Annotated in this window: 23 protein-coding genes; 10 read left to right on the top strand and 13 right to left on the bottom strand. The window is 68.6% G+C overall.

Going from position 1 to position 24,309, the window contains the following annotated elements; all coding sequences use genetic code 11:
- Positions 1–16 precede the first annotated feature (16 nt).
- The 4 genes from ACFVVI_RS19855 to ACFVVI_RS19840 are packed head-to-tail and all read right to left on the bottom strand — an operon-like array spanning position 17 to position 5,349.
- On the bottom strand, positions 17–976 hold the full coding sequence (locus tag ACFVVI_RS19855; RefSeq protein ID WP_387446227.1) for a bifunctional MaoC family dehydratase N-terminal/OB-fold nucleic acid binding domain-containing protein: 960 nt from the start codon (positions 974–976) through the stop codon (positions 17–19).
- A 14-nt stretch (positions 977–990) separates the two neighbouring features.
- The gene (locus ACFVVI_RS19850; protein WP_387446226.1) at positions 991–2,154 is read right to left on the bottom strand and encodes an acyl-CoA dehydrogenase family protein; all 1,164 of its coding nucleotides are present in this window, start codon (positions 2,152–2,154) and stop codon (positions 991–993) included.
- The gene (locus tag ACFVVI_RS19845; protein ID WP_379312350.1) at positions 2,139–3,221 is read right to left on the bottom strand and encodes an acyl-CoA dehydrogenase family protein; all 1,083 of its coding nucleotides are present in this window, start codon (positions 3,219–3,221) and stop codon (positions 2,139–2,141) included. The genes ACFVVI_RS19850 and ACFVVI_RS19845 overlap by 16 nt, the downstream gene beginning before the upstream one ends.
- Positions 3,222–3,225: 4 nt before the next feature.
- Complete coding sequence (locus ACFVVI_RS19840) at positions 3,226–5,349, bottom strand: acyl-CoA dehydrogenase family protein (RefSeq protein ID WP_387446224.1); 2,124 nt, start codon at positions 5,347–5,349, stop codon at positions 3,226–3,228.
- 147 nt (positions 5,350–5,496) lie between these two features.
- On the opposite strand from ACFVVI_RS19840, the gene kstR reads away from it, so the two are divergent.
- The 7 genes from kstR (at position 5,497) to ACFVVI_RS19805 (ending at position 13,835) form a co-directional block, all read left to right on the top strand.
- On the top strand, positions 5,497–6,114 hold the full coding sequence (gene kstR, locus ACFVVI_RS19835; protein WP_378631587.1) for a cholesterol catabolism transcriptional regulator KstR: 618 nt from the start codon (positions 5,497–5,499) through the stop codon (positions 6,112–6,114).
- Positions 6,115–6,457: 343 nt separating this feature from the next.
- Positions 6,458–9,028 (top strand): trehalose-phosphatase, encoded by a 2,571-nt coding sequence (gene otsB, locus ACFVVI_RS19830; RefSeq protein ID WP_378990709.1) that lies wholly within the window; start codon positions 6,458–6,460, stop codon positions 9,026–9,028.
- Between the two features lie 134 nt (positions 9,029–9,162).
- Positions 9,163–10,047, top strand: coding sequence for a metal ABC transporter solute-binding protein, Zn/Mn family (locus ACFVVI_RS19825; protein ID WP_387446222.1), 885 nt, complete (start codon positions 9,163–9,165; stop codon positions 10,045–10,047).
- 95 nt (positions 10,048–10,142) lie between these two features.
- A complete protein-coding gene (locus ACFVVI_RS19820; RefSeq protein WP_378990808.1) occupies positions 10,143–10,904 on the top strand; it encodes a metal ABC transporter ATP-binding protein in 762 nt (253 codons plus the stop codon).
- Positions 10,904–11,770 (top strand): metal ABC transporter permease, encoded by an 867-nt coding sequence (locus tag ACFVVI_RS19815; RefSeq protein WP_378990712.1) that lies wholly within the window; start codon positions 10,904–10,906, stop codon positions 11,768–11,770. The genes ACFVVI_RS19820 and ACFVVI_RS19815 overlap by 1 nt, the downstream gene beginning before the upstream one ends.
- 71 nt (positions 11,771–11,841) lie before the next feature.
- Positions 11,842–13,017, top strand: coding sequence for an acyl-CoA dehydrogenase family protein (locus ACFVVI_RS19810; RefSeq protein WP_378631579.1), 1,176 nt, complete (start codon positions 11,842–11,844; stop codon positions 13,015–13,017).
- A 14-nt stretch (positions 13,018–13,031) separates the two neighbouring features.
- Positions 13,032–13,835 carry an enoyl-CoA hydratase/isomerase family protein gene (locus tag ACFVVI_RS19805; RefSeq protein WP_378631577.1) on the top strand — a complete coding sequence of 268 codons (804 nt, stop codon included), beginning with the start codon at positions 13,032–13,034 and terminating at the stop codon, positions 13,833–13,835.
- A gap of 2 nt (positions 13,836–13,837) precedes the next feature.
- Here ACFVVI_RS19805 and ACFVVI_RS19800 read toward each other — a convergent pair whose 3' ends face one another.
- The 6 genes from ACFVVI_RS19800 to carD all read right to left on the bottom strand — a co-directional run bounded on the left by ACFVVI_RS19800 (position 13,838) and on the right by carD (position 18,398).
- Positions 13,838–14,116 (bottom strand): DUF4190 domain-containing protein, encoded by a 279-nt coding sequence (locus tag ACFVVI_RS19800; RefSeq protein ID WP_378990714.1) that lies wholly within the window; start codon positions 14,114–14,116, stop codon positions 13,838–13,840.
- 50 nt (positions 14,117–14,166) lie between these two features.
- Positions 14,167–15,150: a 23S rRNA (guanosine(2251)-2'-O)-methyltransferase RlmB gene (gene rlmB / locus ACFVVI_RS19795; RefSeq protein ID WP_387446218.1), complete on the bottom strand. Its 984-nt coding sequence runs from the start codon at positions 15,148–15,150 to the stop codon at positions 14,167–14,169.
- Entirely contained in the window at positions 15,150–16,553 is a 1,404-nt protein-coding gene (gene cysS, locus ACFVVI_RS19790; protein ID WP_378990716.1) for a cysteine--tRNA ligase, read from the bottom strand. The genes rlmB and cysS overlap by 1 nt, the downstream gene beginning before the upstream one ends.
- Before the next feature lie 131 nt (positions 16,554–16,684).
- On the bottom strand, positions 16,685–17,152 hold the full coding sequence (gene ispF, locus ACFVVI_RS19785) for a 2-C-methyl-D-erythritol 2,4-cyclodiphosphate synthase (protein WP_378990717.1): 468 nt from the start codon (positions 17,150–17,152) through the stop codon (positions 16,685–16,687).
- Positions 17,149–17,895: a 2-C-methyl-D-erythritol 4-phosphate cytidylyltransferase gene (gene ispD, locus ACFVVI_RS19780; protein ID WP_387446216.1), complete on the bottom strand. Its 747-nt coding sequence runs from the start codon at positions 17,893–17,895 to the stop codon at positions 17,149–17,151. The genes ispF and ispD overlap by 4 nt, the downstream gene beginning before the upstream one ends.
- A gap of 14 nt (positions 17,896–17,909) precedes the next feature.
- The gene (gene carD, locus ACFVVI_RS19775) at positions 17,910–18,398 is read right to left on the bottom strand and encodes an RNA polymerase-binding transcription factor CarD (RefSeq protein ID WP_019044685.1); all 489 of its coding nucleotides are present in this window, start codon (positions 18,396–18,398) and stop codon (positions 17,910–17,912) included.
- 351 nt (positions 18,399–18,749) lie between these two features.
- On the opposite strand from carD, the gene ACFVVI_RS19770 reads away from it, so the two are divergent.
- The gene (locus tag ACFVVI_RS19770; protein ID WP_378990719.1) at positions 18,750–19,448 is read left to right on the top strand and encodes a hypothetical protein; all 699 of its coding nucleotides are present in this window, start codon (positions 18,750–18,752) and stop codon (positions 19,446–19,448) included.
- Between the two features lie 81 nt (positions 19,449–19,529).
- Positions 19,530–20,930: a DNA repair protein RadA gene (gene radA, locus ACFVVI_RS19765; protein ID WP_378962695.1), complete on the top strand. Its 1,401-nt coding sequence runs from the start codon at positions 19,530–19,532 to the stop codon at positions 20,928–20,930.
- Between the two features lie 155 nt (positions 20,931–21,085).
- On the opposite strand, the gene ACFVVI_RS19760 is transcribed toward radA, so the two are convergent.
- Together ACFVVI_RS19760 and ACFVVI_RS19755 are read right to left on the bottom strand one after the other, a co-directional pair.
- A complete protein-coding gene (locus ACFVVI_RS19760; protein WP_387446214.1) occupies positions 21,086–21,778 on the bottom strand; it encodes a hypothetical protein in 693 nt (230 codons plus the stop codon).
- Positions 21,779–21,860: 82 nt separating this feature from the next.
- A complete protein-coding gene (locus ACFVVI_RS19755; RefSeq protein WP_056819369.1) occupies positions 21,861–22,484 on the bottom strand; it encodes a carbonic anhydrase in 624 nt (207 codons plus the stop codon).
- A 90-nt stretch (positions 22,485–22,574) separates the two neighbouring features.
- Here ACFVVI_RS19755 and ACFVVI_RS19750 point away from each other — a divergent pair, with 90 nt between their 5' ends.
- On the top strand, positions 22,575–23,453 hold the full coding sequence (locus tag ACFVVI_RS19750; protein ID WP_378990723.1) for an A/G-specific adenine glycosylase: 879 nt from the start codon (positions 22,575–22,577) through the stop codon (positions 23,451–23,453).
- Positions 23,454–23,501: 48 nt separating this feature from the next.
- On the opposite strand, the gene ACFVVI_RS19745 is transcribed toward ACFVVI_RS19750, so the two are convergent.
- Positions 23,502–24,245: an alpha/beta fold hydrolase gene (locus ACFVVI_RS19745; protein ID WP_379312583.1), complete on the bottom strand. Its 744-nt coding sequence runs from the start codon at positions 24,243–24,245 to the stop codon at positions 23,502–23,504.
- Positions 24,246–24,309: the final 64 nt, after the last annotated feature.

Raw genomic sequence — 24,309 nt, 5'->3', positions numbered from 1 at the left:
GCGTCCTTTGTGGTCATCACACGGCCTGCCAGTACGGCAGCACGGTGCCGTCGGGGAGCTTTTCGAACGCGACGCGGACAGGCTGGTCGATGGCGACCTCGGCGGGGTCGATGCCACGCAGTTCACCGAGCATGCGCACACCCTCGTCGAGTTCGACCAGGGCGACCACGAAGGGCAGATCGCGACCGGGCACCTTGGGCGCGTGGTGCACGACGAAGCTGAACACCGTGCCGGTGCCCGCGGCGACCACGTAGTCGGTGGTCTCCGCCTTGTCCTGCCACAGCGCGGGAACGGGTGGGTGGCGCAGCGTGCCGTCGGGCAGACGCTGAAGGCGCAGCTCACCGATTTCGGTTCCCGCCCAGAAGAACTCGGTATCGCGCGAGATGACCGGGCTGACGCGACCAGCGGGCGCGCTGCTGGGCGATGCCGACGTCTGCTCCGCTGCCGCAGCGGCGGTAGCCGGCGCGAATTTCAGGATGCGGAACAGCATTTCGGTGACGACCTCGTCGCCCACCGACCAGGTGGTGGTGAAGGTCAGGAACCAGCCGTCGCCGAGCCCGGTTCGCTTGGGGCCCTTGAACTCCGAAAGCCTGCTGCTGACCGTCACCTCCTCCCCCGGCGTCAGGTAGCGGTGGTAGGTCTGCTCGCAGTTGGTGCCGACAACGGAGGTGTAACCCGCGTCGTCGAGCAGCTGTGTCGCCAGGCCGAGTGGATCGTCGGCGGTGCGCACCCCGCGCAGGCCGTTCATCGTCCACACCTGCGCCATGGCGGGCGGGGCGACGATGCCGGGATGACCTGCCGCCCTCGCTGCCTCGGCGTCGACGTAGATCGGGTTGGTGTCACCCAGCGCCTCGACCCAGTTGTGGATCATCGGCTGGTTCACCGGGTCACGACCGGCACGCGGCGCGGAGTCACCCGCCGCCGACAATTTCGCCAGTGCTTCGGGAATGTCCTCGGGGGTGATGCTGTCCGGCACGCGCCGCTCCTTGTTCATCGGGGGACGCGCGGCAGATCGAGGCCCGCGGTGGCGACCAGTTCGCGCATGATCTCGTTGACGCCGCCACCGAAGGTGACGACGAGGTTCTGCTTGGTACGCCGGTCCAGCCAGCCGAGCAGTTCGGCGGTGCCGGGCTCGGCGGGGTCGCCGTAGCGGCCGATGATCTCCTCGACCACGCGACCCGCTTCCTGCAGCGATTCGGTGGAGAAGATCTTGGTCGCCGAGGCGTCGGCGATCACCGCGTTCTGTGCGGCGGAGGTGTCGGCGGCGGCGACCTGCCAGTTCAGCAACTCGTTGAGCCGCACCATGGTGCGCACCCGGCCGAGTGCGCGACGCACTTCGGGCTCGCCGAGCAGACCGTGCTCCGCCGACCAGTCGTGCAGGCGGTCGTAGAGCTGTTCGATCTTGCCGGACGGGCCGAGGCTGACGCGCTCGTGGTTGAGCTGGGTGGTGATCAGCCGCCAGCCGCGGTTCTCCTCGCCGACCAACATGTCTGCGGGCACCCGCACGTCGTCGAAGTACGTGGCGTTGGTGTGGTGGGCGCCGTCGCAGGTGATGATCGGAGTCCAGGAGTAGCCGGGGTCCTTGGTATCGACGATGAGGATCGTGATGCCGCGGTGGCGGGACTCGACCGTGCCGGTGCGGCACGCCGTCCAGACGTAGTCGGCCTCGTGGGCGCCGGTGGTGAAGATCTTCTGCCCGTTGACGATCCAGTCACCGTCGCTGTCGCGGACCGCGGTGGTGCGCAGCGCGGCGAGGTCGGTGCCCGCCGACGGCTCGGAGTAGCCGATGGCGAAATGTATGTCGCCGGACAGGATTCCGGGCAGGAACTTCTTCTTCTGCGCGTCGGTGCCGTACTTCTGCAAGGTCGGCCCCACGGTCAGCAGGGTGACCAGTGGCAGCGGGACATCCGCGCGGACAGCCTCGTTGAAGAAGATCTGCTGTTCCATCGGGCCGAAACCCTGGCCGCCGAACTCCTTGGGCCAGCCGACTCCGAGCCAGCCGTCGCGGCCCATCCGGCGCACCACCTCGCGGTAGGTGTCGCCGTGCCGGTCCACCGCCATCGCCGCGGCCTCGGCCGGGCTGATGAGATCGGCGAAATAGGAACGCAATTCTTCGCGCAACCGCCGCTGTTCGGCGGTCAGATCGATGAACATCTTGCTCCCAGAAGGTCGAGCCGCAGACCCGCACCGCCGAGGAGCCGGGCGAGGTCTTTGGCCTGCGAGTAGTAGCGGTGCATCGGGTGGGTGATATCCACACCCAGTCCACCGTGCAGGTGGTGACATTTCTGCATGGCGCGCGGAACTTCGGCCGCGGCCCAGTAGGCGAGCACGTCGAGGTCCTCGTCGATGCGGTACTGGTGCTGGGGCGAGAGGTCCGGCTGCGCCAGTGCCCAGCACGCCGACTCCGCGGCCACGTGCAGCGTGCGCGAGACCACGTACAGGTCCGCGATCTGCTGCGCCACGGCCTGGAACTCGGCCAGCGGCCTGCCGAACTGCTCCCTGGTGCGCACGTGCTCGGCGGTGAGCGTGATCGCGCCCTTCAGCAGGCCGTCGGCGACCGCGCCGATACAGGCCAGTGCGTGGCGGTGCAGGACGGGCAGCGCGTCATCGGCCAGCAGTTGGTCGGCCGGGATCTCGACGTCGTCGAGGACCAGCGTCGCCTCCGGGATACCCGCCGACCCCGCCACCGGGATGATCTCGAGCCCAGGCGCGACCGAATCGACCAGTGCCACCCCGGCATCGGTGGGCACCAGAATCCACCGTGCCTGCTCGGCGTAGATCACGCCGGACTTGCGCCCGGTGATCCGCACCGTGTCGCCCGCGCGCACGGCCTTGGTGGTGGGCGCGGTGGTGAACGGCGCGCCCGGTTCGTTGAGCGCGGCGGTGAGCACGGTGCCCTTGCCGACCTCGGCGAGCACCCGTTCGGCCAGTTCGTCCGACAGCACACCGAGCAGCGGCAGCACACCGAACCCGAAGGTCGGCAGCGCCGGGACCGCCGCGGCGTCGGTGGCCAGCTCCATGAGCAGGGCCGATACCTCGAGCAGTCCCATACCGTCGCCGCCGAACCGTTCCGGCACCGGCACGGCCAGCAGACCGGAGTCGACCAGGCTCGGCCACAGGGCCATATCCCTGGCCGGCTCACGTTCGAGCAGGCTTACCACTACCTCGGCTACGGCGTCGGCGCTTTCGTCGCGGGTGAAATCCACGGCGTCCTCCCTCATCGAGCTAACTGTCCGCATCGCGCGGCAGGCCGAGAATCCGTTCGGCGGCCACGGTCAACAGGATCTGCTCGGTACCGCCCGCAATCGAGAGACACCGCGTAAGCAGGAATTCTTTCAGAGCATCACTGTCCAGGGAACCTTCTTGGCCGACAAGTTCCAGCGCGTATTCCGCCAGCTCCTGCCGATGCCGGACACCGACCAGTTTGCGAACACCGGCCTGGGCGCCCGCGTCGACGCCCGCCATTGTCGCTACCGCGATCCGCTGTTCCAGCAATGATCCAGCAACCGAAGACGTGATCAACGCGCCGAAGCGGTCCTCACGCAGTTCCGTTCCCCATCCACCGACCGGGAAACGGTCGAGCAGGGCTTCGAGCGCGCCACCGATACCGCCGCCGCCCATGGCGACCCGTTCGGCCGACAGCGTGGTGCGCGCGATCTTCCAGCCGTTGTTCAGCGCGCCGACCAGGCAGTCGTCGGGCACGAACACGTCGTCGAGGAAGACCTCGCTGAACTTCTCCTCGCCGGTGATCTGCACCAGCGGCCGCACCTGCACGCCCGCGGCGCGCATATCGACGAGGAAGTAGCTGATGCCGCGATGCTTGGCCGCGGCCGGATCGGTGCGGGCCAGGCAGATGCCCCAGTTCGCGGTGGAGCCGAGCGAGGTCCACACCTTCTGGCCGCGCAGCACCCAGCCGCCGTCGACCTTCTCGGCGGTGGTGCGCAGGGCGGCCAGATCGGAACCCGCGCCCGGCTCGCTGAACAGCTGGCACCAGATGACCTCGCCGTGCAGGGTCGGCCAGACGTAGCGTTCGATCTGCTCCTCGGTGCCGAAGCGCAACAGCGTCGGCACGGCCCAACCCGCGACGGCGAGGTCGGGGGTCGTCAGCTCGGCGCGACGGAGCTGTTCGGCGATCTGCAGGCAGGTCATCGGGTCGGCGGCACGGCCGTAGGGCCGCGGCCAATGCGGCATCACCATGCCCGCTTCCACCAGCGCGCGCGTCTGGTCGGCGGGCTCGAGCGCGGCGATCGCGGCGACCTCGTCCGCCAGCGCGGTGTCGACGGCGGCGTCACCGAGCACCCGCTCGGCGCCGGTGGTGCGGCGCCGACCGGCCCTGGTGAGCTCGGCGACCCGGGCGCGCCAGCGCGCCGAACCACCGAGGAGCTGGCGCAGCGAGCTCGCCCGGCGCAGGTAGAAGTGCGCGTCGTGTTCCCAGGTGAAGCCGATACCGCCGAGCACCTGGATGGCGTCCTTGGCGTTGTCGACGGCGGCATCGAGAGCCACCGAGGCGGCCACGGCCGCGGCGATCGGAAGCTCGTCGCCGCCCTCGTCGATCGCGGCGGCGGCGTCGGCGGCGACCGCGCGGATCAGCTCGGTGCGGCACAGCATCCAGGCGCACAGGTGCTTGATCGCCTGGAAGCTGCCGATCGGCTTGCCGAATTGTTCACGCACACGGGCGTATTCGACCGCGGTACGCAGGGTCCAACCGGCGATGCCCGCCAGTTCCGCTACCGCGAGCGCTACGAAGAGATCGGTGACATCGGCCGTCGGCGCGAAGCCGTGATCGGCCGGTACGGCCACCTCGGCGGCGCTGACCCGCGCCAGCGGCACGGTGTGGTCGCCGTGTGCCAGCGACGTCACCGTCACCGCTTCAGCGGGCAACAGCAGCCAACGGGTGCCGTCGATGGTGTTGGCGGGCACGAGAACTCGGGTCAGCTCATCGGCGCCGTAGACGAAATCCCAAGTGCCGGAGACACTCCAGCCGGTATCGGTGGCGACCGCCTTCGCGGACTGCTCGTCGCCGGGCACCGCGACCGCGCACGGTGTGCCGTCGGCGAACGCTCCCTCGGTGATCAGCCCGGCCAGCGCGGTGGCCAGCACCGGACCGCCGACCAGGTCGTCGCCGGTCTGCTCGAGCATGACCGCCAGGTCGGCGACCGTGCCGCCGAGACCGCCATTGTCCTCGGGCAGCGCGACCTCGAACAGCCCGAACTCGCTCAGCCCGGTCCAGTACCCGCGCCAGGCGGCCGAGCCGCCGGTCCGCATTGTTTCAATCGGCGCGACCGTGCTCGCCCAGCCCCGCAGCGACGCCGCGACGGCTTTGTGCTCGTCAGTGGTGGCGATGGTCACAAGAAGATCCGCCCTTCCGGCGTGGTTCACACTTCTAGAACATGTTCTAATATCTAAGCCGGGTATAAGTCAAGAGACCTACACTCGCACTAAGCTCCGGGCACGGCTCGGCCGATGAATTGCCACTGAAGCGAAAGGGTTTCCACGATGGACAGTCCCGCACCAACGCCCACCGTGACGACGCTGTCCGAGGACGAGCTCAGCTCCAGCGCACAGCGCGACCGGCGCAAGCGCATCCTCGACGCGACCCTCGCGCTCGCCTCCAAGGGCGGCTACGACGCCGTGCAGATGCGCGCGGTCGCCGAGCGCGCCGACGTGGCCGTCGGCACGCTGTACCGCTACTTCCCGTCCAAGGTTCACCTGCTCGTTTCGGCGCTGGCCAGGGAATTCGAGATGTTCGAAGGCAAGCGCAAACCACTACCCGACGGCGACGGCCCGTCCGAGCGCATGCACACCCTGCTCACCCAGATCACCCGGATGATGCAGCGCGACCCGCTACTCACCGAGGCGATGACGCGCGCGTTCATGTTCGCCGACGCCTCGGCCGCCGCGGAAGTGGATCGGGTGGGCAAGGTGATGGACCGGGTCTTCGCCCGCGCGATGAGCGACGGCGAACCCGACGACCGTCAGCTCGCCATCGCCCGCGTCATCTCCGATGTGTGGCTGTCGAACCTGGTGGCCTGGCTCACCCGGCGCGCGTCCGCGACCGATGTCACGGAACGGCTCGAGCTCACGGTCGACCTGTTGCTGGGCGATCGCGGATAACCCAGCAACCCGGCAAAGCTCACTACCGCAACATCACAAATCGCCCATCGCTGTTGACACCCGTCGGCTGTGCGCCTTCCAGTAGGAAGATGCATAGCCGACGCCGCATATGCGAAACAGCGCATCTACCGGGAGCGCGTGCCTCGCCGCGCCCTCATGTGCCCGGTGAGCTCGACGAATCCGGCAGACGGTGGTGGGCCGCCGGTACGAAATTTGCCGTAAGGTCGCGAGCAAACGACCGGGGGTCGTGCGCACAACCCGCCGCGCCGCTCGCGCGGCAAAATTGACGCAGTATTGTTTTTCGCGCCCCCTGATCAACTCCTCCCATCACTAGGTTGGATGCGTGAGCGCACAGGAACTGCCCTTGGATGTCCGCCGTGCACTGGCGTCGGTTGCGCGCGTGCCACGGCTCTTGGTTGCCTCGGACTACGACGGGACCATCGCCCCGATCGTGTCCGACCCGTCGAAAGCGTTTCCCCAGCGGGAATCGGTGAGCGCGCTACGCGCGCTGGCGGGGTTGTCGAACACTACTGCGGCAGTGATTTCCGGTAGAGCGCTCCGAGACCTGGCGGCGCTGTCGCGCCTGCCGGTCGAGGTGCAGCTGATCGGTAGTCACGGCTCGGAGTTCGACGTCGGCTTCGTGCACGCGATCGACAACGACGCCAAACAGCTACTGACAGAGATCAATTCCGCGTTCTCGAAGATCTCCGCCGAGAACCCGGGTGTGACCGTCGAGATGAAGCCGGCCAGCGCCGCGCTGCACGTGCGCAACGCCAGCCCCGAAATCGGCAGGCGCGCACTGACTTCCGTTCGCCAAGGCCCGGCCTGCTGGGTGGGCGTGCAGGTGACCGAAGGCAAGGCGGTGATCGAGCTCGCGGTGATCCCCACCGACAAGGGCACCGCGCTCGACACCATCCGCCATCAGGAAAGCGCTTCCGCCGCAGTGTTCTTCGGCGACGACGTGACCGACGAGAAGGCGTTCCGGGTGCTCTCTGGACCGGATGTCGGCATCAAGGTCGGCGAGGGCGAGAGCATCGCCAAGCTGCATGTGAACTCCACCGAGGAGGTGGCGCGCGCGCTGGCGTTCCTCGTCGAGGAGCGGCGCACCTGGCTGGCCGGGGCGAGCGCCCCCCGGATCGAGCGGCTGAGCATGCTGGCCAGCCCGCGCTCGGTCGCGCTGCTCACCCCCGACGCGACGGTCACCTGGCTCTGTCACCCCGAACCGGATTCGGCGGCGGTGTTCGCGCATCTGCTCGGCGGCGCGGCGGCCGGACACTTCACGGTGGCGCCGGAGCGGCCGAGCCTGCCGCTGTCGCAGCGGTATGTGGACGGCACGATGACGGTCGAAACCCGGTGGGCCAGTTTGCAAGTGGCCGACTACCTGCCGCACGACGTGGCTCCCGATCGCACCGATCTGACCAGGGTGATCACCGGCGCCGCGAAGGCCGTGGTCACCTTCGCGCCGCAACCGGAGTTCGGCCAGGTGCCGGTGCGAATGCAGGTCGTACGCAGCGGAATCCAGGTCAGCGGCACCAATGATCCGATGGTGCTTCGCTCCCCCGGCGTGGAGTGGGAAATCCTGTCCGACGGCACCAACGAGCAGGCACGCGCGGTGGTCGACCCGTCGCTCGGGCCGGTCGTGCTCGAATTGCGGTGCGGAACCGCGGATCTCGCGCCCTCGATGACACCGGAGCCGCAGCGCCGCCAGCTCGCCGAGCAGTACTGGTCGCAGTGGGCCTCGGAATTGCTGCTGCCGCCGCTCAAGCCGGATCTGATGAAGCGTTCGGCGCTCACCCTGCGCGGGCTGGTCCATCGCCCGTCGGGCTCGATCCTGGCCGCGGCCACCACCTCGCTGCCCGAGGACATCGGCGGCGTACGCAACTGGGACTACCGCTACTGCTGGCTGCGTGACGCGTCGCTGACCGCGCAGGCACTGGTGACCCTGGGCTCGCTGACCGAGGCCGAGGAGTTCCTCGGCTGGGTACACAAGGTGCTCGACACCCTGCCGGGACCGGAGCGCCTGCACCCGCTGTACACGATCTACGGCGAGACCCTGCCGCCCGAGGCCGTGATCGACGCGCTGCCCGGTTATGCCGGATCGCGGCCGGTGCGGGTGGGCAACGCGGCCAATATGCAGGTGCAGCTCGACGTGTTCGGGCCGATCGTCGACCTGATCACCTCGATGTCACACGAACGCGAGCGCCAGGGCATCACCGCACCGGCCAAGGCCCTGCCGGATGCCGACTGGGAACTGGTGCACGCGATGGTGTCGGCGGTGCAGCGCCGCTGGACCGAACCCGACCACGGCATCTGGGAGATCCGCGGCAACCCCCGCCACCACGTGTACTCGAAGGTGATGGGCTGGCTCACCATCGACCGCGCCCTGACCCTGGCGGATCGCTTCGACCGCCCCGCCGATCCCGACTGGGTGAGCTTGCGCGACACGATCGCCGACGAGGTGAAGGCGAAGGGCTGGAACGACGAGGTCCAGTCCTACACCGCCGCCTACGACGGCACCGACCTGGACGCGGCCACCCTGCACATCGGCCTGAGCGGCCTGATCGATCCCGCCGACCCGCGCTTCGCCGCGACGGTGGTGGCTACCGAGGCCGAACTGCGCAGCGGCGCCACGGTGTACCGGTACCACCACGACGACGGGCTGCCCGGCGGCGAAGGTGGCTTCCACCTGTGTGCCGCCTGGCTGGTGGAGGCGTACCTGCTGATCGGCAGGCGCTCCGACGCCGAGGCACTGTTCGCCCAGCTGGTCGCCGCCGCGGGACCCACCGGCCTGCTCAGCGAGGAATACGACCCGGTCGCCGAGCGTTCCCTCGGTAACCACCCCCAGGCGTACAGCCACCTGGGCCTGCTCCGGTGCGCCCAGTTGCTCAGCCAGCCGGTCAACGCCCTGGTCTGACAACGCTCGACAAAGCCGGGTTCGAATTTCGAGCCCGGCTTTTCGATGCGGTTCGTACTGGGTATTCATAGCTGCTAATCTAAAACGGTAACGATTTCCATTACGATCTAGAGCTTGCTCGCCAGGAGTGCCGCGTGAACCCTCGATTCGCCCGCTTGTTCGCCGGTCTCACGGCGGGGGTGGCGGCCGTGGTCGTCCTCAGCGCCTGCGGTACCAGCTCCAGCGATTCCGATACCCCCCAGATCGTCGCCTCCACCAATGTGTGGGGTTCGGTGGCCTCTGCCGTTGCCGGGCCGGATGCCCAGGTGACCTCGATCATCAGCGACCCCGCCGCCGATCCGCATTCGTTCGAGACCTCGGCCACCGACACCGCCAAGATCAGTGACGCGGATCTCGTCGTGTTCAACGGTGGGCACTACGACGAGTTCATCGAGAAGGCCATCTCGGGCAAGGACAAGCGGACCGTCGAGGCGTTCGGGCAGCGCGCGGACAAGAACGACGACAACGAGCACGTCTGGTACGACGTGAGCACCGTCGCCGCCGTCGCCGATCGGATCGCGGCCGAGCTCGGCCAGGTCGACGCCGCGCACGCCGACGCCTACACCGAGCGCGCGGTCGCCTTCAAGAATCAGCTGATCGGCGTCAGCACCATCACCGGCACCATCGCCACCCAGACACCGAACGCGCCGGTCGCCCAGTCCGAGCCGCTCGCGCACTACCTGCTCACGGCCGCGACCGCGCAGGACAAGACCCCGCACGAGTTCCAGGAAGCGATCGAGCAGGAGACCGACCCGGCCCCGGCCGCCGTCGCCGCCACCCGCGACCTGATCACCGCCAAGCAGGTCAAGGCGCTGATCTACAACACCCAGACCGAGGACAAGATCACCCAGGACCTGCGGGCCACCGCGCAGTCCGCGGGCATCGTCGTGGTCGAGGTCACCGAAACCCTGCCTGCCGGAATGGATTACATCCAGTGGCAGACCGCCAACGCCAAGGCGCTCGCCGCGGCCCTGCGCTGAGGACCCCCATGACCGAGGCAACCGCACTGTCGGACACCACCGCCGCACCGGACATCGAGACCGCCGACGCGGCGATCCGGCTGCGCGGGGCCACCATGGCCTTCGGCGACCGCACCCTCTGGCGCGACCTCGACCTCGACGTGCGGCCGGGTGAGTTCATCGCCGTCCTCGGACCCAACGGCTCCGGCAAGACCTCGCTGCTGCGCGCCCTGCTCGGCACCCTCGACCTGAGCTCGGGCAGCGCGGAGATCGCAGGCAGGCGAGCCGGGGTGGGCAATCCGGGCATCGGCTACATCCCGCAGCAGAAGACCATCGACGCGGGCGTGCAACTGCGCGGCGTCGACCTGGTCGGCCTCGGCGTGGACGGGCATCGGTGGGGGCTCGGATGGCGCGGGCGTCGCAGCCGGGCAGCGAAGGTCGAGCGGGCCATCGCCGCGGTGGGCGCCGGGTCGTTCGCGCACGCGTCGCTGGAGACGATGTCCGGTGGGGAGCAGCAGCGGTTGCGGGTCGCGCAGGCCCTGGTCGGCGACCCGTCGGTACTGCTGTGCGACGAACCGCTGCTGAGCCTGGATATGGCGAACCAGCGCCTGGTCGCCGAGCTGGTCGACCGCCGCCGCCGCGAACACGACACCGCGGTGCTGTTCGTGACCCACGAGATCAACCCGATCCTGCCGCTGGTGGACCGGGTGCTGTACCTGGTGGACGGTGGCTTCCGGATCGGTACGCCCGATGAGGTGATGACCTCGCAGACGCTGTCGGAGCTCTACCGCACCGAGGTCGAGGTCCTGCGAGTACGCGGCCGCCTGGTGGTCGTCGGAACCGGCGACGATATGGACGCCCTCGGCGGTACCGCCTGATGGAAAAGCTCACCAAGGTGTTCCAGCAGATGTTCGACTTCACCACCACCGCGAACCTGCTGGGTTACGACTTCGTGCAGCAGGCGCTGTTGGCGAGTGCCCTGCTCGGGTTGCTGGCCGGCTTGATCGGACCGCTGATCGTCGCCCGGCAGATGTCGTTCGCCGTGCACGGCACCAGCGAGCTCTCGCTCACCGGCGCGTCGGCGGCGCTGCTCGTCGGGGTCGGGGTCGGATTCGGGGCGATCGCCGGTTCGGTGGTCGCGGCCGTGCTGTTCGGGTGGCTGGGTTCTCGTGCGCGCGAACGTGATTCGGTGATCGCGGTGGTGCTGTCGTTCGGGCTCGGGTTGTCGGTGCTGTTCCTGTGGCTCGCGCCGGAGCGGGCCGGGTCGAAGTTCTCCCTGCTCACCGGGCAGGTCGCCGGGGTCGGCTACGACGGGCTCGCACTGCTGGTCACCTGCACCGCGGGCGTGCTCGCCGTGCTGGCCGTGGTGTATCGGCCGCTGTTGTTCGCCAGCTCCGATCCCGAGGTCGCGATCGCGCGCGGGGTGCCGGTGCGGGCGCTGTCGGTGGTGTTCGCGGTACTGCTCGGCATCACCGCCGCGTTCGGCGTGCAGATCGTCGGCGCGCTGCTGGTGCTCGCCTTGCTGATCACCCCGGCCGCCGCGGCCGCGCAGGTGACCTCGAGCCCGATGCGGGCGACCGTGCTGTCGGTGATCTTCGCCGAGGTCGCCGCGGTCGGCGGGCTGCTGCTGTCGCTCGCCCCCGGTGTTCCGGTGTCGACCTTCGTCACCGCGATCTCGTTCGGCATCTACCTGGTGTGCCGGGTCGTCGGACATCGCAATCGGCAACTCGCGCACGCGCGCTGAACCCGCGCCGGATCCCGCTCCGATGCCCGAACGGCCGCGAACCACGGAGGTCGGCGCGCAGAATGGCCAGCATGATCGACTTCACCGTTCCGGATGATCTGGCCGCACTGCGAGATCGGGTTCGCGCCTTCGTCGTCGAGCAGATCGTGCCGTTCGAGCGCGATCCCCGGCTCACCGCGCACGGCCCCAACGACGACCTGCGGGCCGAACTCGTCGAACTCGCCCGCGCCGAGAAGCTGCTGACCGTGCAGGCGCCGGTGGAATACGGCGGGCTCGGACTCAGCCACGTCGAGCAGGCGCTGGTGTACGAGGCGGCGGGGTGGTCCACGCTCGGACCGGTCGCCATGAACTGCGCCGCGCCCGACGAGGGGAACATGTTCCTGCTCGGCAAGGTCGCCGACCCGGAGCAGGTCGACCAGTATCTGATGCCGGTGATTCGTGGTGAACAGCGCTCGGTGTTCGCGATGACCGAGCCCGGCGGGGCCGGGTCGGATCCCGGGCAGCTCAGCACGGAGGCGGTGTTCGACGGCGAGAATTTCGTGATCAACGGCCTCAAGTGGCTGATCACCGGCGCCGACGGCGCCAAGACCTGGATCATCATGGCCCTGCTCGCCGAGAACCCCCACCTGCCCGCCGGGCCGACCCTGTTCCTCGCCGACGGTGACGCGCCGGGCATCGTGATCGAGCGGATCATGAACACGATGGACCGCAACTACGTCGGCGGGCACGCGGTCGTCCGGTTCGACAATCTCACGCTGCCGCCGACGGCCGTGCTCGGTCGCACCGGACAAGCCCTGCGGTACGCGCAATTACGGCTCGCCCCCGCTCGGCTCACACACTGCATGCGCTGGCTCGGCGCGGCGGCCCGCGCCCAGTCCATCGCGCTGGACTACGCGCGTACGCGCACCGCGTTCGGCAAGCCGATCGGCGAACACGAGGGCGTGTCGTTCATGCTCGCCGACAACGAGGTGGCGCTGCACCAGTGCAGGCTGACGATTTGGCACGCCTGCTGGCTGATGGATCAGGGACAGCAGGCCAGACACGAATCGTCGATGGCCAAGTCGTATGTGTCCGAGGAACTGTTCAAGGTCACCGATCGCTGTGTGCAAGTGCTCGGCGGGATCGGGATCAGCGACGAGACGGTAGTGGAGATGTTGTTCCGGGACATGCGCGCGTTCCGTCTTTACGATGGGCCGACGGAAGTGCACAAGTACGCGATCGGCAGACACTTGCTGGCCGGTCGCTAGTACGATTCCATCCCATGAGTTCGGAATTGCTCGTCGATGTCGAAGGCGGCGTCGCGCTACTGACGCTCAACCGGCCAGCCAAGCAGAACGCCGTCACCCCGACGATGGCGGCCGAGCTGAGCGCTGCCCTTCGCCGGTGCGATACCGAGGACGCGATCCGCGCCGTCGTGATCACCGGCACCCCGCCGGCGTTCTGCGCCGGCGCCGACCTGGCCGCACGCGGAGGCGACGTGAGCGCCACGCTCGATCCGCCCCCCTGGCAGGTCCGTAAACCGGTGATCGCCGCGGTGAACGGGCATGCGGTCGGTATCGGGCTGGCGCTGGCGCTGCAGTGCGACCTGCGCTATTTCGCTCGCGACGCGGTGTACGGGCTGAACCAGGTGCGTCGCGGGGTGCTCGCCGACGGGTTCGCGCACTGGACGGTGCCGCGCCTGGCCGGCCTGGCCAACGCCGCCGACATCATGCTCACCGGGCGCACCTTCGACGGTGACGAAGCCAAGTCACTCGGACTGGCCAATGCCGCACTGCCCGCCGACGAGGTGCTGATGACCGCGATGGCGGTGGCCCACGACATCGCCACCGGGACCGCTCCCCTGCCGGTCGCGCTCACCAAGCGGCTCATCTGGGAAAGCCTCGGCATGACGCCCGCGGTGGTCGGGCAGCTCGAATCCGAGCTCAACGCGCAGGTTGCCAAGAGTGTCGACGGTGGCGAGGCGATGGTGGCGTTCAAGGAGCGCCGCCCGCCGAACTGGACCGGCAGCGTCAGCGGCGAATGGCCCGCCTGGGACGCGCCCGGCGTGCGCCCGAGCCTGGACTGAGCCTAGAAGTTCCCGTTGCAGGACCCGGCCAGGTACAGCATCGCGAACAGCAGCATGCAGATGGTGCCGAAGATGCCCGCGATATAGCCGATCAACACCTGAGACCGGCCGCTGAGCGCACCGTAGGACGCGTCGATGTCGTTGAGTGCCCGCTTGCCGAGCACCCACGCGATCGGCCCGAAGATCCCACAGCAGAACGGGCTGAGCAGCCCGAGCACAAGGATCAGGTTGGCCTGCGGGTGCTCGACCGTTTCGCCGATCGGCTGATTAGGGATCGCCACAGCACGAATTGTACGGTGACAGAGCAGTTTTGCCCGTCAACCGCGCGGACTCAGCCCAGACGGCGCTGCCTGGCGATGTCGGCGAGGACGACGCCCGCGGCAACCGAGGCGTTGAGCGACTCGACCGGGCCCGCCATCGGGATGCTCAGGATCGAGTCGCAGTTCTCGCGCACCAGACGCGACAGGCCCTTGCCCTCCGAACCCACGACCACGACCGTAGGGACACTGCCGTCGAAGTTGTCGAGGGTGGTGTCGCCGTCGGCGTCGAGGCCGATGACCTGGATGCCCTGCGAGGCCCAATCCTTCAGTGTGCGAGTCAGATTGGTGGCCCTGGCGACGGGAAGGCGGGCAGCCGCACCCGCACTGGTACGCCACGCCACGGCGGTGACGCTGGCACTGCGACGCTGCGGGATCACCACGCCCTGACCGCCGAACGCGGCCACCGAGCGAATGACGGCACCGAGGTTGCGCGGGTCGGTGATGTTGTCGAGCGCGACCAGCAGGGCGGGCTCGGCGGTGGACTTCACCCGGTCCATCAGATCGTCGGGATGGGCGTAGCGGTACGGCGGCACCTGCAGGGCCAGGCCCTGGTGCATTCCGTTGGCGCTCAGCCGGTCCAGATCGGTGCGGGGCACCTCGAGAATGGAGATGCCCATGTCGGCGGCGCGCTGCACGCTCTCCGAGAGCCGGTCGTCGTTCTCGGTGCCGACCGCCACGTACAGGGCGGTCGCCGGCACGTCGGCGCGCAGACACTCGAGCACGGGGTTGCGGCCGAGCACCAACTCGGGACCCTCGTCGGACTTGCGTCCCGCGCGCGGGACGCCGGACTTTCCGGTCGGCCGACCCTGTGCCGCATTGGCTTTGGCCGCCGCTCTGGCCCGCTTGGCGGCGGGGTGCTTGGTGCGCTCGGACGCGGGCGGGGTCGCGCCCCTCCCCTCGAGACCGCGGCGATGCTTCCCGCCGGAACCGGCGACGGCGCCCTTCTTGGTGCCGCTCTTCCTGACTGCTCCGCGTCGCTGTGAATTGCCTGCCATCAGTTCGCCTTTCCGCTCGATGCGCCCAGCGACCATTCCGGCCCCTGCGGGGTATCGGTTACCTCGATACCCGCGGCGATGAGCCGATCCCGTGCGGCATCGGCTTCTGCCCAGTTCTTGTCGGCCCGCGCGTTCGCGCGGCGATCCAGCTCCGTGCGGACGAGCACGTCGAGCGCGTCGATCGCCGCCGAATTGTCGGCGGGGGTGTACCACTGTTCGTCGAGCGGGTCGACGCCGAGAATTCCCAGCATCGCCCGCACCTGACCGGCCAGTTCGACCGCGGTCTCCACCGCACCCGCTTCCAGCGCGCGATTGCCTTCGTGCACCACGTGGTGAATTTCGGCCAGCGCCTTCGGGACTGCCAGATCGTCGTCGATCGCGGCGGCGAATCCGTCGGTCCATTTACCGACGGGCACTTCGCCCGCGCGGTCCAGCACCCGCTGCACGAAGGCTTCGATGCGCTGATAGGAGGCGACCGCGTCGTCGAGTGCCTTGTCGGAGTATTCGAGCATCGAGCGGTAATGCGCGCTGCCCAAGTAGAAACGCAATTCTACCGGGCGCACCCGGGTGAGGACATTCGGCACCGAGAGCACGTTGCCGAGTGACTTCGACATTTTCTCCCCGCCCATCGTCACCCAGCCGTTGTGCAGCCAGTAACGCGCGAAACCATCACCCGCGGCTTTGGACTGGGCGATCTCGTTCTCGTGGTGCGGGAAAATCAAATCCATTCCACCGCAGTGGATATCGAATTCCGCGCCGAGATAGAACTCGGCCATCGCGGAGCATTCCAGGTGCCAGCCGGGGCGACCGGGACCCCACGGCGACGGCCAGCTCGGCTCGCCGGGCTTGGCGGCCTTCCACAGCGTGAAGTCGCGGGGGTCGCGCTTGCCGCGGGTCGGGGTCTCGCCCTGGTGCACGTCGTCGAGTTTGTGGCCCGACAGCTCACCGTAATTCGGCCAACTCACCACATCGAAATAGACATCGCCGTCGGCGGCATAGGCGTGGCCGCGCTCGATCAGGCGCTGCATCAGATCGATCATCTGGGTGATGTGACCGGTGGCGCGCGGTTCGGCCGACGGCGGCAGCACGCCGAGGGTCTCGTAGGCCTTGTCGAACGCGCGCTCGTGGGTCGCGGCCCATTCCCACCACGGCCTGCCCGCTTCGGCGGCCTTGTTCAGGATCTTGTCGTCGATATCGGTGACATTGCGGATGAACTGCACGTCGTAGTCGTGCGCGAGCAACCAGCGGCGCAGCACGTCGAAGGCGACGCCACTGCGCACATGACCGATATGGGGTTGCCCCTGCACGGTGGCCCCACACAGATACACCGAGGCACGGCCGGGGACCAGCGGGGTGAATTCCCGCATGGTCCGCGTGTCGGTGTCAAAAAGGCGCAAGGTCACGGCATTCGATCCTAGTCGGTGGGATTGGGGTGGGGTTGACCGGCCGGTTCGTGGCGCCGTAGTGAACGGAACGGCTGATCGAATCGGCGAAAAGCAATGCGCGGAAAGAAAGGTTCAGTGGCCCGTAGGGGCTACGAACACGCCGCGATCAGACAGGTGGCGATGGCGGCGATACCCTCGCCGCGACCGGTCAGACCGAGACCGTCCGTCGTGGTGCCCGACACCGACACGGGGGCGTCGAGGAGTTCGCCGAGCACTTTTTGCGCTTCGGCGCGGCGGGGGCCGATCTTCGGGCGATTACCGATGACCTGCACCGCGGCGTTCACGATCTCGAAGCCTTCGTCGGCCAGCAGCCTGCGGACCTCGGTGAGCATGGCGGCCCCGGTGACACCGGCCCATTCGGGGCGGCCGACGCCGAAGACAGCGCCCACGTCGCCGAGGCCGGCGGCGGAGAGCAGGGCGTCGCAGAGCGCGTGGGCGGCGACGTCACCATCGGAGTGGCCCGCGCAGCCGTCGGCATCCGGGAACAGCAGACCGGCCATCCAGCAGGGCCGTCCCGGCTCGATGGGGTGCACGTCGCTGCCGATACCGACTCTCATCGGGCAACCGCCTGCTCGACGCCGGGACGCCCGACGGCAGGCGAACGACCGCCGTCAGCCAGCAGCGCCTCGGCCAGGCGTAGGTCGAGGGGGGTGGTGATCTTGAATGCCAGTGGGTCACCGGGGACCGTGTGCACGGCGACACCGAGGCGTTCGACCAGGCCGGCGTCGTCGGTGGCGCCATCGTCGGTGGCGTAGGCGCGGCGGAGCAGGTCGGCGGCGAAGCCCTGGGGGGTTTGGATGGCGCGCAGGTGGGCGCGATCGGGGGTCCCGGTGACAATGCCCGCGTCGTCGACCGACTTCACGGTGTCCACGACGGGCAACGCGGGTACCACGGCCTGACTGCCCGCCTGGAGCTCGGCGGCCACCCGTGCGATCAGTTCCGGTGGTGTGAGCGCTCGTGCGGCGTCGTGCACGAGATAGCACGCGGCGTCGGGCGCGGCGGCGATGCCCGCGCGCACCGAATCGGTGCGCTCGGCGCCGCCCACCACCACCTGCACCGGCACAGGGGGCATCGAACCGCCGGTCAGCGAGGTGGTGGTGGACAGCAGCGCGGATGCGGCCTCGACCAGCTCGGCGGGCACGACCACGACAACCCGGTGCACCGCACCGGACGCGATCAGACCGTCGACGGCCAACCGGACCATAGGTGTGCCGCCGACCGCGACGAACGCCTTCGGGGTGGGTTCACCCAGGCGCACGCCACGACCGGCGGCAGGGACCAGTGCTACGACAGGTCGCACTTGTTTGTTTGTTTCTAGGAAGCCGCGGCGAGAACCTCGTCGAGCAGCGATTCGGCCTTGCCGTCGTCGGTGCCCTCGGCGAGCGCGAGCTCACCGACGAGGATCTGACGGGCCTTGGCGAGCATCCGCTTCTCACCGGCGGACAGGCCGCGGTCCTGCTCACGACGCCACAGGTCACGCACCACTTCGGCCACCTTGTTCACATCGCCGGAGGCGAGTTTCTCGAGGTTGGCCTTGTAACGGCGGGACCAGTTGGTCGGCTCCTCCGTGTGTGGCGCGCGCAGCACCTGGAAGACGCGGTCGAGACCTTCTTGGCCGACGACGTCACGGACGCCGACGTATTCAGCGTTCTCTGCGGGAACCCGAACGGTCAGGTCGCCTTGCGCAACCTTCAGGACCAGATACTCTTTCTGCACACCCTTGATGGTGCGGGTCTCGATTGCTTCGATCAGCGCCGCTCCGTGGTGGGGGTAAACGACGGTGTCTCCGACCTTAAAAATCATGTGTCCCGTGCCCCTTTCGATGTTCACAGTTTAACATGCGACTCGATAACGGCGCGATCAACTGTGCAGGTCAGGGCCACAACGAGGCCATCGCAGGGGTTGACAATACAGAATTGTTGTGCATTGTGTTGTGGCAGAACGGGTTAACCACCAGCACAGCGACAGGTTATCGCACAGCGCGATCCCGGCATCGATCCGGCAAACCCCCTCGAGACACCGAACTGTTACTTCCGCACCCGCGCGTCGCGAGCCCGAACGTCACCCGCGCGAAGTGAACTACTACGCTGCCTAGTTACTACCCTCCGATCCCCGTGTGGACGGAGTGAGCCCGGTCGACATGGAGGACAAACCGTGACTGCCCTGAAAGCTGTGACCGCCCACTCGGCGCGACGTCGCATGGTGACGGTTGCCGCGCTCGCCGCTGCCGCGGGCATCGCCCTGACCGGCTGCAGTGCCGGCCAGCACACCCAGACCTCGACGCAGGCCGCCGCGATCAACGGCAACCACGCCAACGTCGGCGCCATCGCCCTGCGCAACGTGCACATCGTGTATCCGGAGGCCGCTGCCGAGCACGACAAGGGCGGCAAGGCGGTGATCGCGCTGTCGATCATCAACAACAGCGAGACCGTCACCGACGAGCTGACCAGCGTGAGCACCGACCTGGGCCAGGTCAAGATCACCGGAGCCGCGGGCGACCCCAAGTTCGTGCTGAAGCCGCAGCAGACCGTGGTCGTGGGACCGGGTGAGACCAAGCCCGCCGCGGCCGACGATCACCACGGCACCACCTCGGCGGCGCCGACCACCACCGGGGCCGCGCCGACCGGCGCCGCGGGTATCGACATCCCCTCGAACGACCCGGTGAAGACCCCGGCCACGATCGAGATCACGGGCCTGTCCAAGGACATCGTCCCCGGCCTGACCTACAACGTCACCTTCAACTTCAAGGACGCGGGCACCGTGCAGGTGTCGGTCCCGGTCGATGCCGCGGCCGTCCCGCGCATCGAGAACGAGAAGTCCGGCCCGGCGCCCGAGGGCGCGGGCGGTCACTGACACCAGCCGTGAGGAAGAGCCGTCGCGAACTTCGCGGCGGCTCTTCCTTTTTGTGTCGGTCGGGGTCCGTAGGGTGCGCGTGTGGCCAAGACCAAAGCAGTCTTCCGGTGCTCCGCGTGCACGCACGAGGTGTCCAAGTGGGTGGGTAAGTGCCCTGATTGCGGTGCCTGGGGAACGGTGAACGAGGTGGCCGTTTCGGCGTCCACCGCTGCTCCAGGGCGGCGAGCGATGCTGCCGAGTACCGCGGCGGCGCCGCTGTCGCAGATCGACGCCAAGGTCACGCAGGCGCGGTCGACGGGGGTGAGCGAGCTCGATCGGGTCCTCGGTGGCGGGGTGGTGCCGGGGTCGGTGGTGCTGCTGTCCGGCGAGCCGGGAGTCGGCAAGTCGACGCTGCTGCTCGAGGTCGCGTTCCGGTGGGCGGCGGCGCGCGAAGAGACCGCGCTGTACGTGACCGCCGAGGAGTCCGCCGGGCAGGTGCGGCTGCGGGCCGATCGCACGGGCGCGGTGCACGACCGGGTGTACCTGGCGGCCGAATCGGATCTGTCGATCGTGCTGGGGCATGTGGAGCAGGTACGGCCGTCGCTGCTGGTCGTCGACTCCGTGCAGACCATGCTGGCACCGGAGGTGGACGGGGTGATCGGCGGTGTCACCCAGGTGCGCGCGGTCACTGCGGCGCTGACCTCGCTGGCCAAGGCGACCGGGATCGCGGTGCTGCTGGTCGGACACGTCACCAAGGACGGCAACGTGGCCGGCCCGCGCACGCTCGAACACCTGGTGGACGTGGTGCTGCAGTTCGAGGGCGACAAGAATTCGTCGCTGCGCATGGTTCGCGGCATCAAGAACCGGTTCGGCAGCGCCGACGAGGTGGGCTGCTTCGAACTGCACGACGACGGCATCGCCTGCGTCGACGATCCGTCCGGTTTGTTCCTGCACCATCGCACCGACACCGTCCCCGGTACGGCGGTGACCGTCGCGATGGACGGCAAACGGCCGCTGGTGGCCGAGGTGCAGGGGCTGACCGTCAAGACCGAGATCCCGCAGCCACGCCGGGCGGTGAGCGGGCTGGACTACAACCGCGTCGCCATGGTGCTGGCGGTGTTGCAGAGCCGAGGCCGGGTATTTCTCGGCAAGCACGATGTGTACGCGGCGACCGTCGGCGGGATGCGCCTGCTCGAGCCGACCGCCGACCTGGCCATCGCCTTGGCCATCGCCTCCGCCGAGGCCGACATCGCCCTGCCCGCGGGGTGGGTGATCCTCGGCGAAGTCGGGCTGGCGGGTGAGGTTCGCAAGGTCACCGGGCTCGGCAGACGCCTGGCCGAAGCCGAACGGCTGGGGTTCACCACCGCGCTCGTTCCGCCCGGTTCGGAGAAAACCAAGACCGGCACGATGCGTATCCACGAGGTCGGGGATCTGCGATCGGCACTGCGATTGGCCGAACTCCGCAAATCCCGCGCACCCCGCGAAGTGGTGGCGGTGGAATAACTGCGGCAATCGCCTGATTCAGCGCCGGTTCGCCAATGCCGCGCCAATGTCCATTGACGGCACCGCCGATCTTGCGAACGCTGCAAATCAACCCATCTTGAACATGTGACCTATGGCGCACCCGCACAATGCCCCCGGCATGCGGGAGCGCGGCGTCAAGAGGCGAGGTTGAACGGCTCCGCGGCGCTGCGAACGGCACCGAGCTGGGCTACGACCATGTACGCACCCGCGGGCACCTGGAGGCGGTCACCCGCGCACTGCGGCTGCGAGGTGGTGCCGAACCAGGTGCCCTTGTACGAGAGTTGTTCACCGGCCTTGAGCGTCTTCATCTCCGCCGGATCGTCCTGGTTGCAGTCGTTGCTCGCCCAGAGCCTGCGCTGGCCGTCGAGGGTGTAGACGAGGAACTGTGGGCCCGCGCCGAGGTCACGCGAGCAGGCCGCGGACGAGATGTTGGTGATCACTGTGCCGAACGCGGGCTGGTCGCCGACCCGATAGGTCGGCTGGCCGACCGTCACCTTCAGCGCCAGCGACTGATCCGGGCACGGCTGTGCCGCGGGCTGATCGGCGGCTGTCGTCGTCGCGCTGGGCGTGACCGACCCACTGCTGGGCGTGGCCGACGCACTACTCGACGACGCACTACTCGACGCCGAGCTCGTCTCGGACGCGCTCGACTCCGCCGACGTGGTCGTGCTCGCGGCCGCGTTGTCGGCGCCGGACGAGTCCCCACCGCGCGCGACCATGGTGACGAGCCAGATCACGATCGCGAGCGCGACGACGATGACGCCGATCGCGAGTGCACGGCGGCGCCAGTAGATCTCCGGTGACAGCGGTCCATTCGGTTCCAGCACGCCTCAACGGTAAGCGCAGCGCGCAGGGGCGCGCTCGATGACCTCGGCGTGTCGGGGGCCGAACCGGGGAGAAGCCGGCGGTTCAGACCACCTCGCCGATATTGCCGACAGTGCGCCGCAGGTGCACGCGACCGTCTTCGAGCTTGTAGGTGACGCTCGCGATAGCGCACTGACCAGTGGCAACACGCTGGGAGATGATCATCGAGCGCTGCATGAGCAGCTTGCTGGTCTCCACCACGTGACGCGCTTCGAGATCGTCGAGCGAGGTGAGCCCTTCGCGTCGCCCGACCAGGATCGACGGGGTCACCCGCTCGACCACGCTGCGAATGAACCCACCGGGCACCTCGCCGCCGTCGAGCGCGTCGATGGTGGCCTTCACGGCGCCGCAGCTGTCGTGCCCGAGGACGACGATCAGTGGCACGTTGAGCACCTCGACGCCGTATTCGATCGAGCCGAGCACCGAACTGTCCACGACGTGGCCCGCTGTGCGCACCACGAACATGTCGCCGAGCCCCTGGTCGAAGATCAGCTCGGCGGCGACGCGGGAATCACCGCAGCCGAACAGGATCGCGTGGGGGTTTTGGCCCTTGACGAGTTTGGCTCGGTCCGCGGCACCCTGGCTAGGATGCTGCAGGGTGTCGTTGACGAAGCGCTCATTGCCTTCGCGCAACGACTTCCAGGCGCTTATCGGATTGGAACCAGGCATACCGACCATTGTGCACAGACCCTTGGTTACCAGCGAGTCCGCCACGTTACGCGTCGGCAAAGAGAGACTGGCTCAGAGGAAACGGGAACAGTGAGCATCGACGCGCAGGCCCTGCTCGACTGGTTCGACGACACGGCGCGCCCGCTGCCGTGGCGCGAACCGGACGCGACCGCATGGCACATCCTGATGAGCGAGATCATGCTCCAGCAGACGCCGGTGGTGCGGGTGGAGCCGATCTGGCGCGAATGGGTGGCACGCTGGCCGGTGCCGTCGGCGATGGCGGCGTCCTCGCAAGCGGAGGTGCTGCGGGCGTGGGGCAAGTTGGGATATCCGCGGCGGGCGTTGCGGCTGCACGAGTGCGCGCGGGTGCTGGCGACCGAACACGGTGACGTGGTCCCCACCGACGTCGACGTGCTGCTGAGCCTGCCCGGCATCGGCGCGTACACCGCTCGCGCGGTGGCCTGTTTCGCCTACGGGCAGCGAGTTCCCGTGGTGGACACGAACGTTCGACGCGTGGTGGCTCGGGCGGTCCACGGCAGGGAGCCCGGCAACCCGTCCTCGCGCGATCTCGCCGAAACCGAGGCACTGCTCCCTGTTCCGGTGCCGCGGGCCGCGAGGTTCTCGGCCGCCCTGATGGAACTGGGCGCGCTGGTGTGCACGGCCCGCAATCCGGACTGCGCCCGCTGCCCGCTGCCGAGCTGCGCCTGGGTCACGGCGGGCAAACCGGCCGCCGACGTGGTGCGGAAGGTGCAGAAGTACGAGGGCACCGACCGTCAGGCCCGTGGGCGGCTGCTCGACGTGCTGCGCGACGCGTCAGGTCCGGTCGAGCGGATTCGCCTCGACCTGGCATGGACCCGCGATCCGGGTCAGCGTGCGCGAGCGTTGGACTCGCTGCTGGTAGACGGGCTGATCGAGCAGACCGACGATGGGCTGTTCGCACTCGCGGGCGAAGGAAGCCCCACCGGGTGATGCCGGATCTCGGCATCTGCCGGCGGATCGGGACCACCACCTGCCGACTCACCTCGTGACGCGCTCCAGGAACCGGCCGACGTGTTCGCGGTATGCCTCGGGTTGTTCGTCGTGCACGAGGTGGCCCGCCTCGGCGATGCGCACATACTCCGCATCGGGATGCACCTGCGCCATCGTCCGCATCTGCCCCGGCGGGGTGATGGTGTGCTCACCTTCGATGAGCAGTGTGGGCACCCGCAGCGACTTCCATTCGGTCCAGAAGTCGCGCGTGCCCCACTCCTCGGAGATCGCGCGGAAGGTGTCCACCTCGCCGTGTAGCCGGTAGCCGTCGGACGCGGCGGTGAACGCGCGCAGGAAATACGTGCCCGCGACCGGACCGAAATAGTCGAGCACCGCCTGCTCGTCGGCGAACGGTTGCGGCCAGGAGTGGATCAGCTCGGCCCAGTGGGCGGCGGTGCGGCCGGTGAAATCGGGAGCGATGTCCTCGACGACGATCGCGCGCACCCGTTCGGGCCAGGTCGCCGCGAAGACCCACCCGTGGATCGCGCCCATCGAGTGCCCGACGATCACCATCGGCTCGGTGATCGCGGCGGTGCGCTCGGCCAGATCGGCCACGAACGCCTCCGTCGTGAGCTCGGCGGGCGTCGGCCGGCCGTGCCCGGCGGCGTCCACCGCGTAGACATGCCCGAACTCCCGCAACCACGGCACCTGATCGGCCCACGTCCGCGCGCTCCCCATCAACCCGTGCAACAGCAGAATCGGAACCCCGGACCCGCCTTCGTCGTACAACACACCGCCGATACTGCCCCAGCTCCGTCCCCGCGCCGAGGCGAGGCCCGCCAGGGCCGCGAACACC

The organism is Nocardia sp. NPDC058114, from assembly GCF_042884695.1.
Lineage (GTDB): Bacteria > Actinomycetota > Actinomycetes > Mycobacteriales > Mycobacteriaceae > Nocardia.
This window is presented reverse-complemented; position numbering and strand designations above follow the sequence as displayed.